Below are 21025 nucleotides of genomic sequence, written 5' to 3' on the forward strand. Positions count from 1 at the left end.
GCGTCGTGGTGGCGTCCGATGTAGGTGGGCGAAATCCAGAACACAAGTTCTGGGTTACACGACCCAGTATGCACCAAACCGGCGAGAGGCAACAGGCCGCGAAGCGGATATGTTGCCCAGCGCACCGGCCTGCCATACTCTGGGCCGATCATCCCAGTTGACGGCTCGCGCGATAGGGGCTGGTTCGAGGTGACACAGTGGGCAGGCTCGTTTCGGTAAACGTGGGCACGCCCAAAGACGTGCACTGGCGGGATAAGACCGTCTACACCGGGATCTGGAAGACCCCTGTCGCGGGCCCGGTCATGGTGCGCCGGCTGAACGTCGACGGCGACGGCCAGGGCGACCTCGCCGGTCACGGCGGGGAACAACGCGCGGTCATGGTGTACCAGAGCGAGTCCTATGACTTTTGGAAGATCTACCTGGGTCGCGACGACCTGCAGCCGGGCCACTTCGGGGAAAACTTCACCGTCACGGGGCTCGCCGACGACGACGTCTGCATCGGCGACCGCTACCGCATCGGCGATGCCGAGTTCGAGGTCACCCAGCCGCGCGTCACCTGCTTTCGCGTGGGCATCCGGCTCGACGAGCCCGACATGCCCAACCTGCTTGTCTCCCAACATCGTCCGGGCTTCTACCTCCGCGTGATCACCGAGGGGCAGGTGCGGGCCGGCGACGACATCGTGCGGACGCGCCGCGGCCGTCACGAACTCAGCGTCGCCGACGTCGACGCCCTGCTCTATCTGCCCGACCGCAACGTCGAAACGCTGCGCAAGGCCGTCGACGTTCCGGCGCTCAGTCCGGGCTGGCAGCAGTCTTTTCACGACCTGCTGGCCGCACACGAGGGTGCGGTTCCCGCGGTAGCGCCACCCGTGGGAGTCGAACCCGCGTGGACGGGGTTTCGGTCCCTGCGCGTCACCCAAACCCACAGGGAGAGTGCACAAGTGCTGTCGATCCGGCTGGAAGCCGACGACCGGAATCCTTTACCGCCGGCGCTTCCCGGCCAGTACTTGACGGTCAAGATCGCCGGCGCCGGCGATCCCGCGCCGTTGCGCAGCTACTCCCTGTCGGACGATTCCTCCACCGGGTCCTACCGCATCAGCGTCAAGCGCGAGGAGCACGGTGTGGTGAGCCGATGGCTGCACGCCCACATCCGTCCCGGGTCGCTGATAGCGACGGCGGCCCCACGCGGCGATTTCTACCTCACCGACGACAGCGGCCCGGTCGTTCTGTTCTCCGCCGGAATCGGCGCGACTCCGGTACTGGCGATGCTGCATGCGCTGTCGGCCGCCGGGAGCCGGCGTGACATTTGGTGGCTGCACACCACTCGCGATCGCGAAACCCAGGCGTTCGCAGAGGAAGTCACGACGCTCATCGAGTCGTTATCGCACGCCAGACAGCAGGTCTTCTATACCGCAACGCAGGGCCGCCTGCGCCGCGAGTCCCTCGCGGCCTTGGGTCTGCCGGTGAGCGCCACCGTTTACCTTTGCGGTCCAACGCAATTCATGACGGACATGCGCGAGGACCTGGCCGTCATGGGGTTCGACCCGGGGCGCATGCACAGCGAGCTGTTCGGCGCGCTGCCGGCGATCAACCCGGGCATTGTCGACATCGGGGAGCGCAGGCCGCCGCACCCGCCCGTCGGAACGCTGGGCACCGGGCCGGCGATCACGTTCGCGCGCAGCGGATTAACGGTCAACTGGCCACCCCGATTCCGGAGCATCCTCGATCTGGCCGAAGCCTGCGACGTGCCGACCCGCTTCTCCTGTCGAAGCGGGGTGTGTCACGTGTGCGTCACCGGCATCGTCGACGGGACGACCACTTACGTTCAGCGACCGCTGGAGTCACCCGGCGACGGGTCGGTCCTGATCTGTTCGGCGGTCCCGGAAACCGATGTGGTGCTGGACCTGTAGGCGAAGTCCTTGGCCCGCGCGCATTTATTCCTACGGGGTCAACGGGACGGACGCCTCCGCGGTGTAGCACAGGAAGGTCAGGGTCTCCTGCAGATACAGCTGCACGGTGTCCGCATCGTGGCTGGTGTACCCGACCGACACGTCGTGCCCGAGCTGCAGGTCGAAGTCGCCGCCGCGGGTGGTCAGCACGAAGGCACCGTCGATGGCGGGGGCCCAGATGATGTCTCCGGGAACCAGCCGGTCGATGTGTTCGAGGATCGGATAGCCGTGTTCGGTCGTCTCGCTGACTTTCGTGTAGACCTCGGCGGACAGCAGCACCGAGTAGGGGCCGTCGACACCGGCCAGCCGGAGCTCGGAGATCGCCTGGGTGATGACGTCGGGAATCTCGCGCGGATCCGCGGGCAGGGTCAGCGACTTGTTCGAGCTGGCGGAGCGGATGCCCTCGATGGACGCCGCGGAGTAACCCTCGAAGATGGCCCGGTCCTCGACGAACGCCAGCTTCTTGGCGGCCTCCTTCACCGGGTCCCAGTCGGAGTCATTGGCGCCGCGCTCGACGTTGTCGATCTCGTAGCGCGAGAGGGTGAATGGAACCCGGAGCCGGACAAGGGGCTTGCTCTCCCTCAGGTGAGCCTCCACGCCGTCGGTGGGTGACGCCACGTTGGTCAGTCGACCGGTGCTCACCGCGGCCGTGACCGGACCGCCCGGCTCGCTGACGTCGACGACCCGGCGCCCGGCGATGTGGCGTTTGAAGGTCCGCGCCGCCTCCAGTTCGATTTCCTTCCAGGCGGCTTCGGTGACCGGTGCCAGGTCGCGGTAGAGGTTGTTCATGAAGTGGTTCCTTTCAGGCTGCCGATCGAAAGTGAGCCGCCCTGTGCAACAGGCGTTTCCGCCGCCGGCGCGGTGGGCAGCGGCGGCGGGTCATCGAGGAGGTCGAGGGTGGGGGAGAAGAACAAGCCGCCGGTGACGGCCGTGGAGAAGTCGAGGATGCGGTCGGTGTTGCCGGGCGGATCGCCGAGGAACATGTTGCGCAGCATTTGTTCGGTGACTTTCGGCGTACGCGAATAGCCGATGAAATACGTGCCGTATTCACGCTTGCCAAGCTCGCCGAACGGCATGTTGTGCCGCACGATCTTCAGTTCGGTGCCGTCGTCGTCGGTGATCACATTGAGGGCGACGTGGGCGTTGCCCGGCTTGACGTCGTCATCGAGCTCGATGTCATCGAGCTTGGTGCGGCCGATCACCCGCTCCTGCTCGGCGACCGGAGTCGAATTCCACGACGACATGTCGTGCAGGTACTTCTGCACGTGCACGTAGCAAGAGCCGGCGAAGTCGGGGTCCTCGTCGCCGACCGCGGTGGCACTGGCCGCCAACGCGCCGTCCGGGTTCTCGGTGCCGTCAACGAATCCGAGCAGGTCACGGTTGTCGAAGTAGCGAAAGCCATGCACCTCGTCGACCACGGTGACCGCGTCGGCCATCGCTTTGAGGATCCGGTCGGCCAGTTCGAAACAGACATCCAGACTCTCGGCCCTGATGTGGAACAACAGGTCCCCCGGGGTGGCGGGAGCGGTGTGCCGCGGTCCCTTCAGCTCGGGAAACCGATGCAATTCGGCGGGGCGCGGTCCGGAGAACAGGCGATCCCAGGCGTCGGAGCCGATCGAGGCGATCGCCGACAACCGCTTCTGTGGTTCGCGGAAACCGATCGCACGCACCAGCCCGGGAATGTCGGGCAGCGCGTCGTGCACTGTCGCCTCCCCGCCGTCGTCGATGGTCACCACCAGGAAGATCGCCGCAGGGGTGAGCGGCGCGAGGATGGGTTGCGGTTGGACGGGGGGCACGTTGGTGACCCTAGCGTGGCGACGGCGAGCGCCGGAAGCGGCGCGAGTAAGGAGCGCGCAACCGAACCCAGCGTGGCGACGGCGAGCGCACGAAGCGGAGCGAGCAAGGACCGCGCAATCGAACCCAGCGTGGCGACGGCGAGCGCACGAAGCGGAGCGAGCAAGGACCGCGCAACCGAACCCAGCGTGAACCGTCCGGTGGCGGACAGCGATGATGTTGAGCATGTCCGGCGGGCCTCGAAACCAAGCGAAGTCCTCAGCGAGTGCGCAAGGACTCTGCGATTTCATCGACGCCTCTCCGTCGCCATTTCATGTTTGCGCCACGGTGGCCGCTCGGCTGATCGCTGCCGGATACACCGAACTGAGCGAGGCTAAACACTGGCCGTCCGAGCCGGGGCGCTACTTCACGGTGCGGGCGGGCTCGTTGGTCGCCTGGAGTTCGGACGGGGCGCACGGCCCGTTCCGGATCATCGGTGCGCACACCGACAGTCCCAACCTCAGGGTCAAGCAGCATCCCGACCGGGTGGTCGCCGGCTGGCGGGTGGTGGCGCTGGAACCCTATGGGGGCGCGTGGCTCAACTCCTGGCTGGACCGTGATCTGGGAATCAGTGGGCGCCTGTCGGTGCGGGCGCACGATCACGACGGCGGGATCGCGCACCAACTGGTGCGGATCGACGAGCCGATTCTTCGGGTGCCGCAACTGGCCATTCATCTGGCCGAGGACCGCAAGTCGCTGACGCTGGATCCGCAGCGGCACGTCAATGCGGTCTGGGGCGTCGGGGAGAGCGTGCGGTCATTCGTCGATTTCGTCGCGGAGCGCGCCGGGGTGACGCCGGCCGACGTGCTGGCCGCCGACCTGATGACCCACGACCTGACCTCCGCAAGGGTGATCGGCGCCGACGGCGGCCTGCTGAGTGCGCCCCGGCTGGACAATCAGGCCAGTTGCTATGCGGGGCTGGAGGCGCTGGTGGCCGTCGAACGACCGGCGTCCTATCTGCCGGTGCTGGTGCTCTTCGACCACGAGGAGGTCGGTTCGTCGTCGGACCACGGTGCGCAGTCCGACTTGCTGGGCACCGTGCTGGAGCGAATTGTGTTGGCGGCGGGCGGTACCCGCGAGGACTATCTGCGCCGGCTGCCGGCATCGTTGCTGGCCTCGGCGGACATGGCGCACGCCACCCATCCCAATTACCCGGAGCGGCACGAGCCGGGCCACCCGATCGCGGTCAACGCCGGGCCGGTGCTCAAGGTGCACCCGAATCTGCGCTACGCCACCGACGGCCGCACCGCGGCGGCGTTCGCGCTGGCCTGCCGGCAGGCCGGAGTCGCACTGCAGCGCTACGAACACCGGGCCGACCTGCCGTGCGGGTCGACGATCGGACCGTTGACCTCGGCGCGGACGGGCATCCCGACGGTCGACGTCGGCGCCGCGCAGCTGGCGATGCACTCCGCGCGCGAGTTGATGGGCGCTCACGACGTGGCCGCCTACTCGGCCGCGATGCAGGCGTTCCTTTCCCCCACCTAGCGGCATAGGGTCTGCCGGTATGGCGCTCAACGTGGAGATGCTGACCTTCGACTGCGACAACCCCGCGAAGCTGGCCGGCTGGTGGGCCAAACAATTCGGCGGGACGACGCACGAGGTGCTCGCCGACGAGTTCACCGCGGTGACCTTCGGCGAAGGGCTGCGGCTCGGATTCCAGAAGGTGCCCGATCCCACGCCCGGAAAGAACCGCGTGCACCTCGATCTGGGTGCGTCCGACGTCGACGCCGAGGTATCGCGGCTGACGGCGGCCGGAGCGACCGAGGTCGGCCGGCACCAGTTCGGCGATACCTTCCGCTGGGTGGTGCTGGCCGACCCCGAGGGCAACGTCTTCTGCGTCGTGCGCCAGTAGCCGAAGCTCAGCCCTAGACTGTCTGGCGTGACTGTCTCCGGGACGAGTGCGCGCACCCAGGCCATCGACACCGTCGAGCACGCCGCCACCACTCCCGACGAGCCGCAGCCCTTCGCCGAACTGGGCCTAAAAGACGACGAATACCAGCGCATCCGCGAGATTCTGGGCCGCCGCCCCACCGACACCGAGCTGGCGATGTACTCGGTGATGTGGAGCGAGCACTGCTCCTACAAGTCGTCCAAGGTGCACCTGCGCTACTTCGGCGAGACCACCACCGACGAGATGCGCACCGGCATGCTGGCCGGCATCGGCGAGAACGCCGGCGTCGTCGACATCGGCGACGGGTGGGCGGTCACCTTCAAAGTGGAGTCGCACAACCACCCGTCGTACGTCGAGCCCTACCAGGGTGCGGCCACCGGTGTCGGCGGGATCGTCCGCGACATCATGGCGATGGGCGCGCGACCGGTCGCGGTGATGGACCAGCTGAGGTTCGGCGCGGCCGACGCCCCGGACACCCGTCGCGTGGTCGACGGCGTGGTGCGCGGCATCGGTGGCTACGGCAACTCGTTGGGGCTGCCCAACATCGGCGGCGAGACCGTATTCGACGCGTGCTACGCCGGCAACCCGTTGGTGAACGCCATGTGCGTCGGCGTCTTACGCCAGGAGGACCTGCACCTGGCCTTTGCGTCGGGCACCGGCAACAAGATCATCCTGTTCGGTGCCCGCACCGGGCTGGACGGCATCGGCGGGGTGTCGGTGCTGGCCTCGGACACCTTCGACAGCGAGGGATCCCGCAAGAAGCTGCCCTCGGTTCAGGTCGGCGACCCCTTCATGGAGAAGGTCCTGATCGAGTGCTGCCTCGAGCTGTACGCCGGTCACCTGGTGGTCGGCATCCAGGACCTGGGCGGTGCCGGATTGTCGTGCGCCACTTCGGAATTGGCGTCAGCCGGTGACGGCGGGATGGCGATCCGGCTCGACACCGTGCCGCTGCGCACTACTCAGATGACGCCCGCGGAGATCCTCTGCAGCGAATCCCAGGAGCGGATGTGCGCCGTGGTCACCCCGGACAACGTCGACGCCTTCTTGGCCGTGTGCCGCAAATGGGACGTGCTGGCCACGGTGATCGGCGAGGTCACCGACGGCGACCGGTTGCGGATCACCTGGCACGGCCAGACGGTCGTCGATGTCCCGCCGCGCACCGTCGCCCACGAAGGCCCCGTCTACCAGCGTCCGGTCGCGCGCCCCGAAACGCAGGACGCGCTGAATGCGGACGGCTCGGCGGGGCTGGCGCGACCGGTCACCGGTGACGAGCTGCGCGCCACGTTGCTTGCCCTGCTGGGCAGTCCGCACCTGTGCAGCCGGGCATTCATCACCGAGCAGTACGACCGGTACGTGCGGGGCAATACCGTGCTGGCCGAGCACGCCGATGGCGGTGTGCTGCGCGTCGACGAATCCACCGGCCGCGGCATCGCGCTGTCGACCGACGCGTCCGGCCGCTACACGAAACTGGATCCCTACACCGGCGCCCAGCTCGCCCTGGCCGAGGCCTACCGCAACGTCGCCGTCACGGGGGCGACCCCGGTCGCGGTGACCAACTGCCTGAATTTCGGTTCGCCCGAAGACCCCGGAGTGATGTGGCAGTTCTCCCAGGCGGTGCGCGGCCTGGCCGACGGCTGTGTGGCCCTGGGAATTCCGGTGACCGGCGGCAACGTCAGCTTCTACAACCAAACGGGATCGACCGCGATCCTGCCCACCCCGGTGGTCGGGGTGCTCGGCGTCATCGACGACGTCGCCCGGCGCATCCCCACCGGCCTGGGCACCGAACCCGGGGAAACCCTGCTGCTGCTTGGCGATACGCGCGACGAATTCGACGGTTCGATCTGGGCGCAGGTGACCGCCGACCATCTGGGCGGGCTGCCGCCCAAGGTCGACCTGGACCGCGAGAAGCTGCTGGCCGAGGTGCTGCGTTCGGCATCGCGCGACGGACTGGTGTCCGCCGCGCACGACCTGTCCGAAGGCGGCCTGGCGCAGGCCGTCGTCGAAGCCGCCCTGACCGGTGAAACCGGTTGCCGCATCGTGCTTCCCGAGGATGCCGATCCGTTTGTGATGCTGTTCTCCGAGTCGGCGGGCCGCGTGCTGGTGGCGGTGCCGCGCACCGAGGAGAGCCGGTTCCGTTCGATGTGCGAGGCGCGGGGACTGCCCGCGGTGCGCATCGGCGTCGTCGACCAGGCCTCCGACGCGGTGGAGGTCCAGGGGCTGTTCACGGTTGCGCTGGCCGAACTGCGCGAGACCTCCGAGGCGGTGCTGCCGCGGCTCTTCGGATGAGTTCTCGCAGCGAGTCCTGATGTCGGCCAGGCTTTTTCGTCAGGCCAGCGCATTGTCTTTGGCCGCCGCGCTGGTCGGCTGGAGCTTCATCGGTCCGCGGTTGCCGGCCGTGTGGCGGGCGGTGCTGCAGGCCGGCGCGGGCGGTCTGATGGTGTGGGTGACGCGGGCGCCGCTGGGCCTGGGCCCGCCCCGGCTATGGGCCGGCGTGCGGCTGGGTGCACTGGCGGCGTCCTCGGCGGTGAGCGCGGTGGCCGCGACGACGCTGCTGCCGCCGGTGCGCCAATCGATGGCCGACCGTGAGCCACCGGCGGCGGCGCCGGACTGGCTGCTGTGGCGGATACCCCTGGGCACCGTGTGGTCGGAGGAGTCCGCCTTCCGTGGGGCGCTGGCCGCCGCAGGCTGCGCCGCGTTCGGTGCGCGCGGTGGACGGTTGTTGCAGGCCAGCGCTTTTGGTCTCTCGCACGTCGCCGACGCCCGCACGACGGGCGAGCCGGTGGCCGCCACCGTGCTGGTCACCGGCATCGCGGGGTGGCTCTTCGGTTGGCTGGCAGACCGTTCCGGCAGCCTGGCCGCGCCCATGCTGGCGCACCTGGCCATCAACGAGGCCGGCGCCGTCGCCGTGCTGGCCGCGAAGCCGCCGAACCGCTGACCAGCCGTCAGGGATTGATGGTGTAGTCGCCCAATTGGCGGCCCCACACGAAATCGACCGCGAGCGGCGACCCCAGTTCGAAGTGGTTGTAGGGAGCCATGCTCGCGCCGGTGTCCATCACCAGGAAGGGGGCGGGCCACAGTTCGCGGGTGATCTTCTGCCAACAGCCCGCCCGCCCGCCGGGACCGCCCCGTGCATTGGTTCGTGGCAGGTTCTCCGGCCAGATGTACGGGTTGGGGGCACCCGCGATGGCGCCCGACGCGTGGGCGCCCAGCGAGTAGCCGTTATCCCCCAACGCGTTGTGGATTCGCGGTGCGACCTCGTCGAAATTATGAATGGTGCAATAGATTTCGGGACTGTACTCGTCGAGCAGCTGGCTGCTGGGAACCAGGTCGGCCGCGCCGCGGACGAAAAAGGGCCCGCTGCGGCCCAAGACGTCGGCGCCGGCGTCGCCCAATCCGGCGGCCGACAGCAGCGCGGCGTCGAGGTCGCGCTGCCGGGAGTTGAGTGTGCGCGCGGTGGTCACCGCGTGGTCGAGCGCGTCCCACAGCTCCGGTGCGGCTCGCGCGTAGGTGTCGCCCAGCGCCGCCAGCCGCTGAATGTCGTTGCGCAGGGCCGGCATCCGGGAGTTCAGGTCGTCGAGGACGGCGTTACCGTTCGCCAGCGAGGCGCCGAATTTATCGCCCAATCCGGTCAGCGCCTGCGCGGCCGCGCTGAGCGTGAGGTTCACCTTGACCGGATCCACCTTCTCGGCGATCGAAGTGAGCGTCTCGAACAGCGTGTTGAACTCGGTGGTCACCGACGTCGCATCGATCACGATCGAGGGAGTGATCGATTGCGTCGCAGGGTTTTTCGGCGAGCTCAGCGCGACATATTTGTTGCCGAACACCGTGGTCGCCTTGACGGCCGCCGCGACGTTGGCCGGGATCTGCTTGATGTATTTCGGCGTGATGTCCAGGACGACCTTGGCCGCCGGAAGTCCGTCGTGCGTGGTCTCCGAGATGCTCGACACGCGGCCGATCTGCACCCCGTTGTAGGTCACCTTGGAGCCGGGATCCATCACCAGGCCCGCCCGGGCGGCCACCATCGTCAACTTCGTGCTCGGCGTGAGGTCGCCCCGAAATTGCAGGTACAGGAGCAGCCCGATCAGCCCCGTGACCACGATCGTCACCAGGCCTGCGGTCTTAAACGGCGGCCGCGCCCTTGAGCGACGGGGCTTCATGATTTTGAGACCCTAGGGTATGGCCCCCCGCGACAAAGCCGATCCGGCCAAGACCCGCCACGCTGTGCTGGCCGTCGCGGATTGGCTGCGCGACGAATCCCGTCCGGCGCCCGACCGCCAGGAATTGGCGACGGCCGTTCGGCTGACCGCCCGCACCCTGGCCGCGGTGGCGCCCGGGCGCAGCGTGGAGCTGCGGATCCCGCCGTTCGTCGCGGTGCAGTGCATCGCCGGGCCCGCGCATACCCGCGGCACACCGCCCAACGTGGTGGAAACCGAACCGCGGACCTGGCTGTTGCTGGCCACCGGAATGTCGTCGTTCGCCGACGCGAAGCACACCGGTGCGCTGCGCCTTTCCGGCTCGCGCGCCGGTGAGATTGAACACTGCCTGCCTCTGTTCGATGTGGGCTGAATGTAACCCTGAACTGCAGGTTTAGCTCTTCCGAACGGGATTTCGTCGCTCAACACGCCCTACGGATTCGGCGGCGCGGCCAAGGTGCCCGTAGACTCCCGTACGTCACCAACCGTTCCCCGGGGAGCTGCCTAATCGTGACCGTCCAAGAACCCGAAGAGGACTTCAACGCACCCCGTGAAGAATGCGGTGTATTCGGGGTTTGGGCCCCGGGCGAGGACGTCGCCAAACTCACCTATTACGGCTTGTACGCGCTGCAGCATCGCGGTCAGGAAGCTGCCGGCATCGCCGTCGCCGATGGATCCCAGGTGTTGGTCTTCAAGGACCTGGGCCTGGTCAGCCAGGTGTTCGACGAGCAGACGCTGGGGGCCATGCAGGGCCACGTCGCCATCGGCCACTGCCGTTACTCGACCACGGGCGACACGACGTGGGAAAACGCCCAGCCGGTGTTCCGCAACACCGCGGCCGGCACCGGGGTTGCGCTGGGACACAACGGGAACCTGGTCAACACCGCCGAGCTGGCCGCCCGCGCCCGCGACGAGGGACTGATCGCGCGGCGCGCCCCGGCGCCGGCGACCACGGACTCCGACATCCTGGGCGCGCTGCTGGCCCACGGCGCCGCGGACTCCACCTTGGAGCAGGCGGCGCTGGACCTGCTGCCGACCGTGCGCGGCGCGTTCTGCCTGACCTTCATGGACGAGAACACCCTGTACGCCTGTCGCGACCCGCATGGCGTGCGGCCACTTTCGCTCGGACGGCTCGACCGCGGCTGGGTGGTGGCCTCGGAAACGGCGGCGCTCGACATCGTGGGCGCCTCCTTCGTGCGCGACATCGAGCCGGGCGAACTGCTGGCGATCGACGCCGACGGCGTGCGCTCGACGCGGTTCGCCAACCCCACCCCCAAGGGCTGCATCTTCGAGTACGTGTACCTGGCCCGACCCGACAGCACGATCGCCGGCCGGTCCGTCCACGCGACCCGGGTGGAGATCGGTCGACGGCTGGCCCGCGAACGCCCCGTCGAGGCCGACCTGGTGATCGGCGTGCCGGAGTCGGGCACCCCGGCCGCGGTCGGATACGCGCAGGAGTCGGGCATTCCCTACGGCCAGGGGCTGATGAAGAACGCCTACGTCGGGCGCACCTTCATCCAGCCGTCGCAGACCATCCGCCAGCTCGGTATCCGGCTGAAGCTCAACCCGCTGCGCGAGGTGATCCGGGGTAAGCGACTCATCGTCGTCGACGACTCGATCGTGCGCGGCAACACCCAGCGCGCCCTGCTGCGGATGCTGCGCGAGGCCGGTGCCGTCGAAGTACACGTGCGGATCGCCTCACCGCCGGTCAAATGGCCCTGCTTCTACGGCATCGACTTCCCGTCACCGGCGGAATTGATCGCCAACGCGGTCGAAGACAAGAAGGAGATGCTCGAGGCGGTGCGGCATGCCATCGGCGCCGACTCGCTGGGCTACATCTCGCTTCGCGGCCTGGTCGCGGCCTCCGAGCAGCCGGCGTCGCGGCTGTGCACCGCCTGCTTCGACGGCCAGTATCCGATCGAACTGCCCGGGGAAACCGCGTTGGGCAAGAACGTCATCGAGCACATGCTCGCCAATGCGGCCCGCGGCGCCGGGCTCGACGACCTTGCGGCCGACGAAGTGCCGATTGTGCACTGAGAGCGTCCGGTTGCACTCCTTGATCGACGTTTGATACCGGCCGTCAACGCCGCCCGGTAGCCTTTATCGCGATGACGGATCCCGGAAAGAGCCCCGACCGCCACCACGGCAATCAGGGCATCACCTACGCGTCGGCCGGGGTGGACATTGAAGCCGGCGACCGCGCCGTCGAATTGTTCAAGCCGCTGGCCACGAAAGCCACGCGACCCGAGGTTCGGGGCGGTTTGGGCGGATTCGCCGGCCTGTTCGCGCTACGGGGCGACTACCGCGAGCCGCTGCTCGCCGCGTCCACCGACGGCGTCGGCACCAAGCTGGCGGTCGCCCAGGCGATGGACAAGCACGACACCGTCGGGCTGGACCTGGTCGCGATGGTGGTCGACGACCTCGTGGTGTGCGGCGCCGAGCCGTTGTTCCTGCAGGATTACATCGCGGTGGGCCGGACGGTGCCGGAACGCCTGAAGGCCATCGTCAGTGGCATCGCCGAGGGATGCGTGCGGGCCGGCTGCGCGCTGCTGGGCGGCGAGACGGCCGAACACCCCGGCCTGATGGAACCCGACCACTACGACATTTCGGCCACCGGTATCGGTGTCGTCGAGGCCGACGACGTGCTGGGGCCCGACCGGGTCAAACCGGGCGACGTCATCATCGCGATGGGCTCGTCCGGTCTGCATTCCAACGGCTATTCGTTGGCGCGCACGGTGCTGCTCGAGATCGACCGGATGAATCTCGAGGGCTACGTGGAGGAGTTCGGCCGCACCCTGGGCGAGGAGCTGCTCGAACCCACCCGCATCTACGCCAAGGACTGTTTGGCGCTCGCGGCCGAAACCCACGTCCGCACCTTCTGCCACGTCACCGGCGGCGGACTGGCCGGCAATCTGGAGCGCGTCATCCCGCACGGGCTGGTCGCCGAGATGGACCGCGGCACTTGGACGCCGGCGCCGGTGTTCGCCATGATCGCCCAACGCGGCCGGGTGACGCGGGAGGAGATGGAGAAGACGTTCAACATGGGCGTCGGCATGATCGCCATCGTGGCTCCCGAGGACACCGACCGTGCCTTGGCCATCCTGACGGCACGGCATTTGGACTGCTGGGTGCTGGGCACCGTCGGCAAAGGCGGAAAAGAGGGCCCGCGGGCGAAGATGGCCGGTCAGCATCCGAGGTTTTAGGAAGCTCGCACCTCGGCCGAACTAACGCGGCGCCGGTGCACTACGCATCGGCGCCGGGGCGTTGGTCTAACGACGCCAGTTGTCCTGGTTATCCCAGGCTTCGTCGGATCCGTCGCTGTCCAGGTCCGCGGATTCATCCGAATCCGACCCTGACAGCTCGCGCTGAAGCCGCTGGAAGTCGGTCTGCGGAGAACTGTATTTGAGTTCTCGAGCAACCTTGGTCTGCTTTGCCTTAGCCCGGCCGCGGCCCATGGGGGAACCCCCTCGCGCAATAACGGAGCGGCCTAACGAGTAGGCGGCTCCGATCTCCTGGTGTCGTTTTGTCCTGCCAACAGTTTACCGTGCCTCGCTACCGAGCGGTGGAGCCCCCTGCTAGCTGTGGCGGACGTTACCGTTCATTATCCCGCACCGCCCCGCAACCGTTCAACAGCTAACCGTCCGGCGCCGATCTGTTCGGTGGTGGGCAGCGAATCAACATCGATCACCGCAGCCACCGAGGCCTCCGGTCCGGTCGCCAACTCCGTTTCGGCGGGCAGCCCACGCTTGACGAGCGCCAGCGCTATCGGCCCGAGATCCACGTGGTCGACCACGGTGCCGAGGCGGCCGACCGTGCGGCCACCGGCCAGCACCGGCTGACCGGTCGACGGCCGGTCCACCGACCCGTCGAGATGCAGCAGCACCAGCATCCGGGGCGGTCGGCCCAGGTTGTGCACCCGTGCGACCGTCTCCTGCCCCCGGTAGCAGCCCTTGTCCAGGTGGACGGCCCCGGTGCCGGGGCCACCGATCCAGCCCACTTCGTGCGGAATCGTGCGTTCATCGGTGTCGACGCCGAGGCGGGGTCGCAGGGCCGCCACGCGGTGGGCTTCGTAGGCCCACACTCCGCTGGGCCGCACACCGGCCTGCGTCAGGCGAGTCCGCCACTCGCCGGCCGCAGCACGCGGGACCAGCAGGTCCAGCTCGATCTGGCCGGCCGGGGCGCCCGGCATCCGCCGCACGAAGCCATCACCGGCGGGGACCGCGGTCAGCTCGGCGGGCAGCGCAGCCACCCCGAGCGCGTGGAGGACGGCCTGGTCGGCCAGCTTCGGGCCGAGCAACGACAGCACGGCCAGATCCGCGCCGGCCGGGGTGACCTCGGACCAGAACACCATCTTGCGCAGGTAGTCCAGGAGCGGCTGGGCCCGCCACGGTTCGGTGTCGAGGTAGGTAGTGCCGGCCAGTTCGGTCTGGATCCAGTGATCCTCGACGCGGCCCTGGCCGTCGAGGCTGAGGTTCTGCGTGCTGGCGCCGTCGGGAAGGTCGCTGACGAATTGCGTCGAAATGCTGTGCAGCCAGGTTTGTCGGTCTTTCCCCGTCAACGTGAGGACACCGCGGTGCGAGCGGTCGACCAATACCGCCTCGGTCTCCGCGGCACGCTGCTCGCCCAGCGGATCGCCGTAATGCCAGACGGCACCGGCGTCGGGGCCTTCTTCGGGTGCGGGGACGGGGTGGCTCACACGTCAACTCTACGGACCGCATCAGTCGCTCCGCCCGCTCGCGGTCGTGAGGTCGACCTCATTGGATAGGCTTCTCGACCATGGCCGGGCGGACGGGAGTGATTGTCACGCTGGACGGCGAAATACATTCGCCGGATGCGCCGCTGGTGCACGCCGACGACCTGGCGGCGGTCCGCGGCGACGGCGTCTTCGAGACGCTGTTGGTCCGCGACGGTAGGGCCTGTCTGATCGAGCCGCATCTGCAGCGGCTGACCCAGTCAGCCGCGATGACCGATCTGCCCGCGCCGGGTCTGCCGCGCTGGCGAAGCGCGATCGAGGTAGCCACCCGACAGTGGTGCGCGGGCAACGCGGACGAAGGCGCGATGCGGTTGATCTACAGCCGCGGGCGCGAGGGTGGTTCGGTGCCGACGGCCTACGTCATGGTCACCGCGGTTCCCGACCGGGTGACGGCGGTCCGGCGTGGCGGGCTGGCGGCGATCACGCTCGACCGCGGGCTGTCCACCACCGGCGTCGACGCGATGCCGTGGCTGTTGGCCGGCGCCAAGACCCTGTCGTATGCGGTCAACATGGCCGCCCTGCGCCATGCCGCCCGCCAAGACGCCGGCGACGTGATCTTCGTCAGCACGGACGGCTACATCCTGGAGGGCCCCCGCTCGACCGTGGTGATCGCCACCGCCGCCGAGACGCAGGACGGTCAGCCGTGCCTGCTGACACCGCCGCCCTGGTATCCGATCCTGCGCGGCACCACCCAGCAAGCCCTCTTCGAGGTGGCCAGGGACAAGGGGTACGACTGCGACTACCGGGCGCTGCGCGTCGCGGATCTGGATGCCGCTCAAGGTGTTTGGCTGATCTCCAGCATGACCCTGGCGGCCCGCGTGCATACCCTCGACGGCCGCCCACTGCAAACGTCCCCGATGGCCGCGGAATTCGCCGAACTGATCGACGCCGCCATCGTCAGCGATCGCTGAGCGCTGAATTCTGTTGTCGGCTGGCCGATCCGCGGGTACGGTCGGCCGTACACAAGGAAGGAGGTGGTCCGCGAAATTGATAGCTTCATGGACATGTGAGGTGGCTGCGCGCTAGCAGCACCTGCTCGGAAGAGCTGGCGTCACAAGTGCGCTAGCGAATTCCCCGCAGTCACCCGGCCCCCGAGCTTCCGGTTTTGTCCAACCAGGAACACGGCTCGGGGGCCGCTCCATGTCTGGAGCGGTTACTGGTTCACCCTCGCGGCGATGTCCCCGGCGATCTTGCCGGCCTGACCGGTGCCGGCGTCAGGGCCGCACACCAACAAGTCGACGACCACGTTGGATGCCGCGTGCAGCGCGTGATGGCAGACCCGGGTTCCGTCCGCTTGGGTTCGCTGCTGGTAGATCTTCGGCGGAGCTCCGGTGACGTCGCCGAATGTCCAGCCATACGACTTGCCGTTGAAGCTCATCGTGATCGACTGCCCCGCGCACGCCTTCCATTTGTCGACCGTCGCCTGCACGAACGCGGCGGCCTTCTCGGGCGACGAGAACGCCGCGACGGCTTCGTACACCCGGTGCGGCGGGTTCTCGCCGGCGGTGTGCACGGCCTGCCCACTGACGGCGGTGTAGCCGTCGGCGTTCTGATAGTTCGAGCTTTCGATGGGCTCCCAGGCGTTTTTGCAGTTCGGGTTGGACAGCGTCGCCCGCAGGTTGCGCAGCTGTCCGGCCTTCTCGGAGACCACCAGGTCCTGGTCGCCGATGATGGGACCGATCTCGGCGGGCCCGAGCAGATAAGAGTCCAGCTTCGACGTATTCGAACCGTTGCCCGCCACCGGCCCCGAACCGGCGGCGGGCGCCGAATTCGGGCCCGCCTTGGGCGCTTTGGTTTTGCCGCCCTGCATCGCCAGCACGACGACGATCGCGATCACCGCGATCACGGCGACGGCGGTGCCGCCGATGATCAGCAGCCGCTTGTTAAATCCGCCGGCCGCCGCGGGTGGGATGGGGGCCTTGGTCGACGGTCCGCCGGCCGGTGCCGCGCCGGCCGGCGCCTTCGCGGCGGGCGGGGCGGCAGGTGTCGTGGCGGCGGGCGCCGGGCTGCCCCCCGCGGTGTTCTTGGCCTCGATTTCGGCCAGCACGTTGTCGATTTCGGTTCGGGTGCGGTACGTGACGTCGTGGCGCAGGCGCAGCATGCGCAGCAGCTGGCCGATATCGCCGCGAGCGCTGGGGTCGTCGCCGTCCTCGTCGAGGCCCGACCGGAGTTCGATGAGCAGTTGTGTCTGCTGCTGGGGGCTCAACTCCTTTTCGGCGAGGATGTTGCCCAGCCGGGTGATGTACCCGAACGGCACCGGCGGCTCTTCGGGCAGCGGGTCGGGCAACGGCACCGGCTTGCCCTGCAGCGCGTGCACCGCGGTGACCAGTTGGATGCCGGCGTCGACGGTCGGCTCGCGGTAGTCGATGATCTGCAACGCGGCAAGGGGATTCACGCGCATGCTGTCGACGTCGCCGATGCGCACCGGAAGGATCGGCCGGTTCAGGGCCCGCGCGTAGCGCAACTCGGCCTGACTGGGTTTGGACTGCAGCCAGTTGTTCGACAGCGCGACGATGAACACGTCGCACGAGCGGATCTGCTCCAAGATCTTGTTCCACCACGATTCGCCGCCGCCGAGCTCCTGATCGAACCAAACCTGCTGCTGTCCGCGCCGAAGGGCGCTCGTCAGGGCATCGACCGTCGCCCGGTCTTGGCTCGAGTAGCTGATGAACAGCGCCATCGAAGTCTCCTTGGTGAGGTGGAGCGAACTCACTCGGGCGAAAGCCCCGGATGCGGCGGCTATTGCACGTGCGCCGATACCGTATCAGTGTTGGGCCCTATCAGAAGGCGCAAATTCACTGCCATTTGGGTTGCTGGCGGCCGAAACCTAACCGTCGGAGGCGTCGAGAATTCCGGCTTCTTCGGACGGGCGGACTTCGGCGTAACGGCGCGCGAATTCCGCACCGGGGACCGGCCATTGCTCGCCCGCCCGCCCGCGTACCACCCAGTCGCCGTCGGCCGCGATCGTGGGTCCCTCGAGGGTGTCGACGGTCTCGCCGGGCTGGGCCGGGCGGGCTTGCACCCGTCCCTTGCGTCGCCACCGGCCATCGCCGGCGGGTTCGTAGGTGTCGCGGAAGATGTCGTCGCGCACCGACCACAGCTTGCCGTCTTCGGTGATCGCCCAATCGCCGGCGTCGGCGCGCATGGTGTGACCCGAATCCGACGTCCACGTCCAGCGGGTGCTGCGCTGCTCCGCGCTGACCGTCCCCACCCGGGAAAAGGATTGCCACAGCGGGCGTGAGCGGAAGCCCAGCTGCCGCAGGCTCCACAGGGTGCCGGCCAGGCTGCGGACCGCGGCGTTGAGCAGATCCGGGTTGGTCTCGACCGTCGACCAGTCGACCAGCTTGTCGTGGATCTTGCGCGAGTCATCCCGCGGCGAACCGTATTTCCAGCCGTTGCGGCGGTAGTAGCGGCACCAGTCCTCGTGCTCCGCCCTGGCCATGCTCATCGCCGCGTCGTCGTCGAAGCCCATCAACGCCAGCTGTTGCAACGGCGGCAATCCCGCCATGTCGCGTCCGGACAGCTGGGCCGGCGGGCTGCCCCAGGTGTTCCAGGTATGTCCGGCAATCTGTTCCACCATCCACAGCGCGTTGCGCACCTGGCGGCGGTTGGACCCGCGGTAGAACTCGTTGAGCGCGGCCCAGGGCAGTGCGGCCGCCGACCGTGGCGCCGCCGGGTCGATCGTCGAGACGTAGCGCTCGTGGATCAGCCGTGCCGCGCGTTCCCAGGCGTCCTGGACCTGGCCCTCCTGGGTGTCGAGCACCAGCGAGTAGGACTGCAGCCGGCCGACGACCTGGATCGAGTCGTCACTGATGCTGGTGTTGAGATCCGAAGCATGGATGGGCATTTCGGGGAACCGGGCGGCAAGCCGGGCGGCCGTCGTCGCGGCGTGGGCGTCCACGAAGATCACCGCGCACGTGGCGGGGTCGGCCTCGCCGATCAACTTCAGCATGGTCGGCACGGTCGGCGCCTCGGCCACCGCGTCGATGGCCGGACCGTCCGACATGAATCCCGCCTGCTGCCGGTAGAACTCGTGATCGGCCAGGTAATCCTCGGCGTCGCGTTCGACGAGGGTGAGCGCTGGCAACGGCACCGCATCGGGTGGGGTGTAGAAGTCGCGCTCCAGGGCGCGCTGGGTCAGATTGGCGCACAGCGCGAGGGTCAATTGCGATGTGCCGCAGACGAATACGCGCTGCGTTCGGTGAGTCGCGCCGATGGCATCGAGGAGCCTGCCGGCGGTCACCTCGTATTTGCCGACGACGTCGGCCGCCCATCGGGTGTCGGATCCGCCGAACTGCTGGGCGCGCCACGCCTGGGCCAGCCATGGGTCGTCCATGCGCACGATGAGGGGCAACCGCCGCTTGTGGGCGACCTCGGCGAGCCGGCGGCTGATCAGATCGAGCCACAGCAGGTTGATAGCCGGGTCGGGAGCCATCAGGTAGAGCCGGGAAAGGTTGCGCCACAGCCGAAGTGAAACCAGCGTGGACGGGGTGTTGAAATCCACCAGCACCACCCGGGCGCCCTGCCTGCGGGCCCGCGCCACCCGGTCGTCGCTGGCGCCGGTGATGACGACCAGAGTGCTGCGGCGGTCCAGGGTCCGTGCGACCGCGCTGATCATCGATTGGGTGTCAGCGTCGACCCCGACGATGGCCGTGACCGAGTCGGCCAGGTTGGCTCGCAACCGGTCCACCTGGGACCGGAACACGCCGACGACCACGCCGCCCAGTCCGGTGAAAATCGCCGCCAGCGCTGCGATCCGGGCCAGTTCGAGCCCGACCGGCGTGGGGTTGGGGCAGGTTCGCCCGCTCACCGAGAAGTCGCCGGTGCCGCCCTTGACCAGACTGGCCGTCGCCATCAGCGGGGTGAAGAAGGCCGGGTGGTTGGCGTCGTGGCATCCCCAATAGGAGGTGAGGCCCAGCACCGCGCCCATGCTGACGAGCGCAGCGATCACGGTGAACGAAACCCCGACCACCCGGTGGCTGCTGTCCGATCGGAATGTCAGCACGCACGCCGCGATCAGCACGGTGACCACGATCGCCAGCGTCGCCATCGATCCTGGCCGGCCGAACCAATTGAGCGAAGGCGGCAGCGAGTCGAGGACCGCGGGCTGCAGATCCAGGACGGCCAGATACAGGATGAGCAGCAGGCCGGTCGCGCTGACCGCCCGGTGCAGAATGCGCGACGGTGACCGCGTGGGACGCATCCAACCGACCTCCCTTCTCGGGCATATCGTCGACCATCGGACGCTTGGACGTCGAACAGTACACGCAGAAAGGTCGGCCTCGGGCCGGTTGCTAGCCGGCGAACCGGGACAGCCGCGCCGACAGATGGGGGACCAGACCGCCGTCGGCGTCCACCCGCTCCTCGACGTAGGCCAGGTCGCCGCCTTCGACGATGCCGTAGAGGCGTTTGGCGCCGCCGACCAGCACACCCGACCTGCTGCGGGCCAGCGCGTCGGTGACCAGCTCCCATGACGACTGGGTCAGGGGGCGGCCGTAGAACAGTTCGACGTAGCCAGCCGAATGCGCCAGCAGCAGTTCGATCGCATTGGATTCGCCGGGGTCGTCCGGATCGTTGACGAAGCGCCAGAATCCGCTCTCGCGCAACCCCCGCTCTTCGTAGTCGCCCTTCTCGCTGAGCCGCCAGGAGCGGGCTTCCCAGTTCAGGTAGTCGCCGCCGTCGTGCGAGACCACGATCTGCTGGCCGAACCGGTAGTCCCCGTCATGTCCACGGCCCTCGCCCTCGCCGCGCCAGACGCCGACCAGCGGCAGCAGCGCCAGCAAGGTATCGCTCAGATCGGCGCCCTCGCGCAGGTTGGCGGTGTCGGCCGGCAGGGGCAGGTCATCGTAGGAGGGAACGTTGCGCCCGGCGGTCAGCTTGGCGCGTTCGGCGGCGGCGGCCACCGCCCGGTCGCCGGAGCCCGCGGAGCTCGACGGGTCGTCGCCGGGGCGGGTCACGACTCGTCGGTGATGAGCCGGTAGAGGGTGTACAGGGCGAACCAGGAGATCACTACGACCGACACCACCAGCATGATTTCGAAGAACAGCACCACGGCGGCAAGTCTATTCGTCCCGCGGCCTCCCCGTCGGGGGCGGCTGGCGGGTCAGGCGATCTTGACGTCGACCTCGTGGATGCCGGCACCCGACGGCGCCACCACGGCGTCACCATTACCGGCCTTGGACAGCGCGCGCAGGGTCCAGGATCCCGGAGCGGCGAAGAAGCGGAAGTCACCGGTGGCCGACGCCACCACCTCGGCGGTGAACTCGTCCGAGGAGTCCAGCAGGCGGACGAACGCGCCACCCACCGCCTGACCGTCGCCGTCCACGACGCGGCCGGTGATCACCGTTTCCTTTTCCAGGTCGACGCTGGCGGGCAACGTCAGTCCTTGTTTCGGTGCAGAGCACAT

Annotated in this window: 18 protein-coding genes; 9 read left to right on the forward strand and 9 right to left on the reverse strand. The window is 68.3% G+C overall.

The genetic code is table 11. The annotated features are described in order from the left end of the window. The first annotated feature begins 197 nt into the window (after positions 1–197). The gene (locus A5688_RS06935; RefSeq protein WP_067910738.1) at positions 198–1910 is read left to right on the forward strand and encodes an MOSC and FAD-binding oxidoreductase domain-containing protein; all 1713 of its coding nucleotides are present in this window, start codon (positions 198–200) and stop codon (positions 1908–1910) included. A 30-nt stretch (positions 1911–1940) separates the two neighbouring features. Here the strand turns inward: A5688_RS06935 and A5688_RS06940 are convergent, their stop codons facing one another. Beyond that, the gene (locus A5688_RS06940; protein WP_067910735.1) at positions 1941–2738 is read right to left on the reverse strand and encodes a family 1 encapsulin nanocompartment shell protein; all 798 of its coding nucleotides are present in this window, start codon (positions 2736–2738) and stop codon (positions 1941–1943) included. After that, on the reverse strand, positions 2735–3745 hold the full coding sequence (locus A5688_RS06945; RefSeq protein ID WP_067910731.1) for a Dyp-type peroxidase: 1011 nt from the start codon (positions 3743–3745) through the stop codon (positions 2735–2737). Before A5688_RS06945 ends, A5688_RS06940 begins: the two co-directional genes overlap by 4 nt. 214 nt (positions 3746–3959) lie before the next feature. Between A5688_RS06945 and A5688_RS06950 the strand changes: the two genes are divergently transcribed. Genes A5688_RS06950 through A5688_RS06965 form a run of 4 tightly spaced genes read left to right on the forward strand, consistent with a single transcriptional unit; the run spans position 3960 to position 8608 of the window. Continuing rightward, positions 3960–5267 carry a M18 family aminopeptidase gene (locus tag A5688_RS06950; RefSeq protein WP_067910860.1) on the forward strand — a complete coding sequence of 436 codons (1308 nt, stop codon included), beginning with the start codon at positions 3960–3962 and terminating at the stop codon, positions 5265–5267. A gap of 19 nt (positions 5268–5286) precedes the next feature. Continuing rightward, positions 5287–5634: a VOC family protein gene (locus tag A5688_RS06955; RefSeq protein ID WP_068268103.1), complete on the forward strand. Its 348-nt coding sequence runs from the start codon at positions 5287–5289 to the stop codon at positions 5632–5634. Between the two features lie 27 nt (positions 5635–5661). Beyond that, positions 5662–7959 (forward strand): phosphoribosylformylglycinamidine synthase subunit PurL, encoded by a 2298-nt coding sequence (gene purL / locus A5688_RS06960; protein ID WP_067829391.1) that lies wholly within the window; start codon positions 5662–5664, stop codon positions 7957–7959. A 19-nt stretch (positions 7960–7978) separates the two neighbouring features. Further along, positions 7979–8608: an Rv0804 family intramembrane glutamic endopeptidase gene (locus A5688_RS06965; RefSeq protein WP_067829384.1), complete on the forward strand. Its 630-nt coding sequence runs from the start codon at positions 7979–7981 to the stop codon at positions 8606–8608. 7 nt (positions 8609–8615) lie between these two features. Here the strand turns inward: A5688_RS06965 and A5688_RS06970 are convergent, their stop codons facing one another. Next, positions 8616–9830, reverse strand: coding sequence for an MCE family protein (locus A5688_RS06970; RefSeq protein WP_067829379.1), 1215 nt, complete (start codon positions 9828–9830; stop codon positions 8616–8618). Between the two features lie 19 nt (positions 9831–9849). Here A5688_RS06970 and A5688_RS06975 point away from each other — a divergent pair, with 19 nt between their 5' ends. The 3 genes from A5688_RS06975 (at position 9850) to purM (ending at position 13069) form a co-directional block, all read left to right on the forward strand. Beyond that, positions 9850–10239 carry a sterol carrier family protein gene (locus A5688_RS06975; protein ID WP_067829377.1) on the forward strand — a complete coding sequence of 130 codons (390 nt, stop codon included), beginning with the start codon at positions 9850–9852 and terminating at the stop codon, positions 10237–10239. 137 nt (positions 10240–10376) lie between these two features. Further along, complete coding sequence (purF, locus tag A5688_RS06980) at positions 10377–11903, forward strand: amidophosphoribosyltransferase (protein ID WP_067829376.1); 1527 nt, start codon at positions 10377–10379, stop codon at positions 11901–11903. A 71-nt stretch (positions 11904–11974) separates the two neighbouring features. Continuing rightward, the gene (purM, locus tag A5688_RS06985; protein ID WP_067829373.1) at positions 11975–13069 is read left to right on the forward strand and encodes a phosphoribosylformylglycinamidine cyclo-ligase; all 1095 of its coding nucleotides are present in this window, start codon (positions 11975–11977) and stop codon (positions 13067–13069) included. A 66-nt stretch (positions 13070–13135) separates the two neighbouring features. Here purM and A5688_RS26735 read toward each other — a convergent pair whose 3' ends face one another. Both A5688_RS26735 and A5688_RS06990 read right to left on the reverse strand, forming a co-directional pair. After that, positions 13136–13321: a DUF3073 domain-containing protein gene (locus tag A5688_RS26735; protein WP_082951069.1), complete on the reverse strand. Its 186-nt coding sequence runs from the start codon at positions 13319–13321 to the stop codon at positions 13136–13138. 146 nt (positions 13322–13467) lie between these two features. Next, positions 13468–14562 carry a YgfZ/GcvT domain-containing protein gene (locus A5688_RS06990; protein WP_067829371.1) on the reverse strand — a complete coding sequence of 365 codons (1095 nt, stop codon included), beginning with the start codon at positions 14560–14562 and terminating at the stop codon, positions 13468–13470. Positions 14563–14660: 98 nt separating this feature from the next. Between A5688_RS06990 and A5688_RS06995 the strand changes: the two genes are divergently transcribed. Beyond that, positions 14661–15530: an aminodeoxychorismate lyase gene (locus A5688_RS06995; RefSeq protein ID WP_120312493.1), complete on the forward strand. Its 870-nt coding sequence runs from the start codon at positions 14661–14663 to the stop codon at positions 15528–15530. A gap of 242 nt (positions 15531–15772) precedes the next feature. Here the strand turns inward: A5688_RS06995 and A5688_RS27665 are convergent, their stop codons facing one another. The 4 genes from A5688_RS27665 to A5688_RS07015 form a co-directional block, all read right to left on the reverse strand. Next, complete coding sequence (locus tag A5688_RS27665) at positions 15773–17299, reverse strand: sensor domain-containing protein (RefSeq protein ID WP_165607457.1); 1527 nt, start codon at positions 17297–17299, stop codon at positions 15773–15775. A gap of 147 nt (positions 17300–17446) precedes the next feature. Continuing rightward, a complete protein-coding gene (locus tag A5688_RS07005) occupies positions 17447–19822 on the reverse strand; it encodes a RyR domain-containing protein (protein WP_067909990.1) in 2376 nt (791 codons plus the stop codon). Positions 19823–19913: 91 nt separating this feature from the next. Beyond that, entirely contained in the window at positions 19914–20576 is a 663-nt protein-coding gene (locus A5688_RS07010) for an FABP family protein (protein WP_067829359.1), read from the reverse strand. A gap of 146 nt (positions 20577–20722) precedes the next feature. Continuing rightward, complete coding sequence (locus A5688_RS07015; RefSeq protein WP_066880637.1) at positions 20723–21025, reverse strand: DUF1416 domain-containing protein; 303 nt, start codon at positions 21023–21025, stop codon at positions 20723–20725.

The organism is Mycobacterium mantenii, from assembly GCF_001667865.1.
GTDB classification, from domain to species: domain Bacteria; phylum Actinomycetota; class Actinomycetes; order Mycobacteriales; family Mycobacteriaceae; genus Mycobacterium; species Mycobacterium mantenii_A.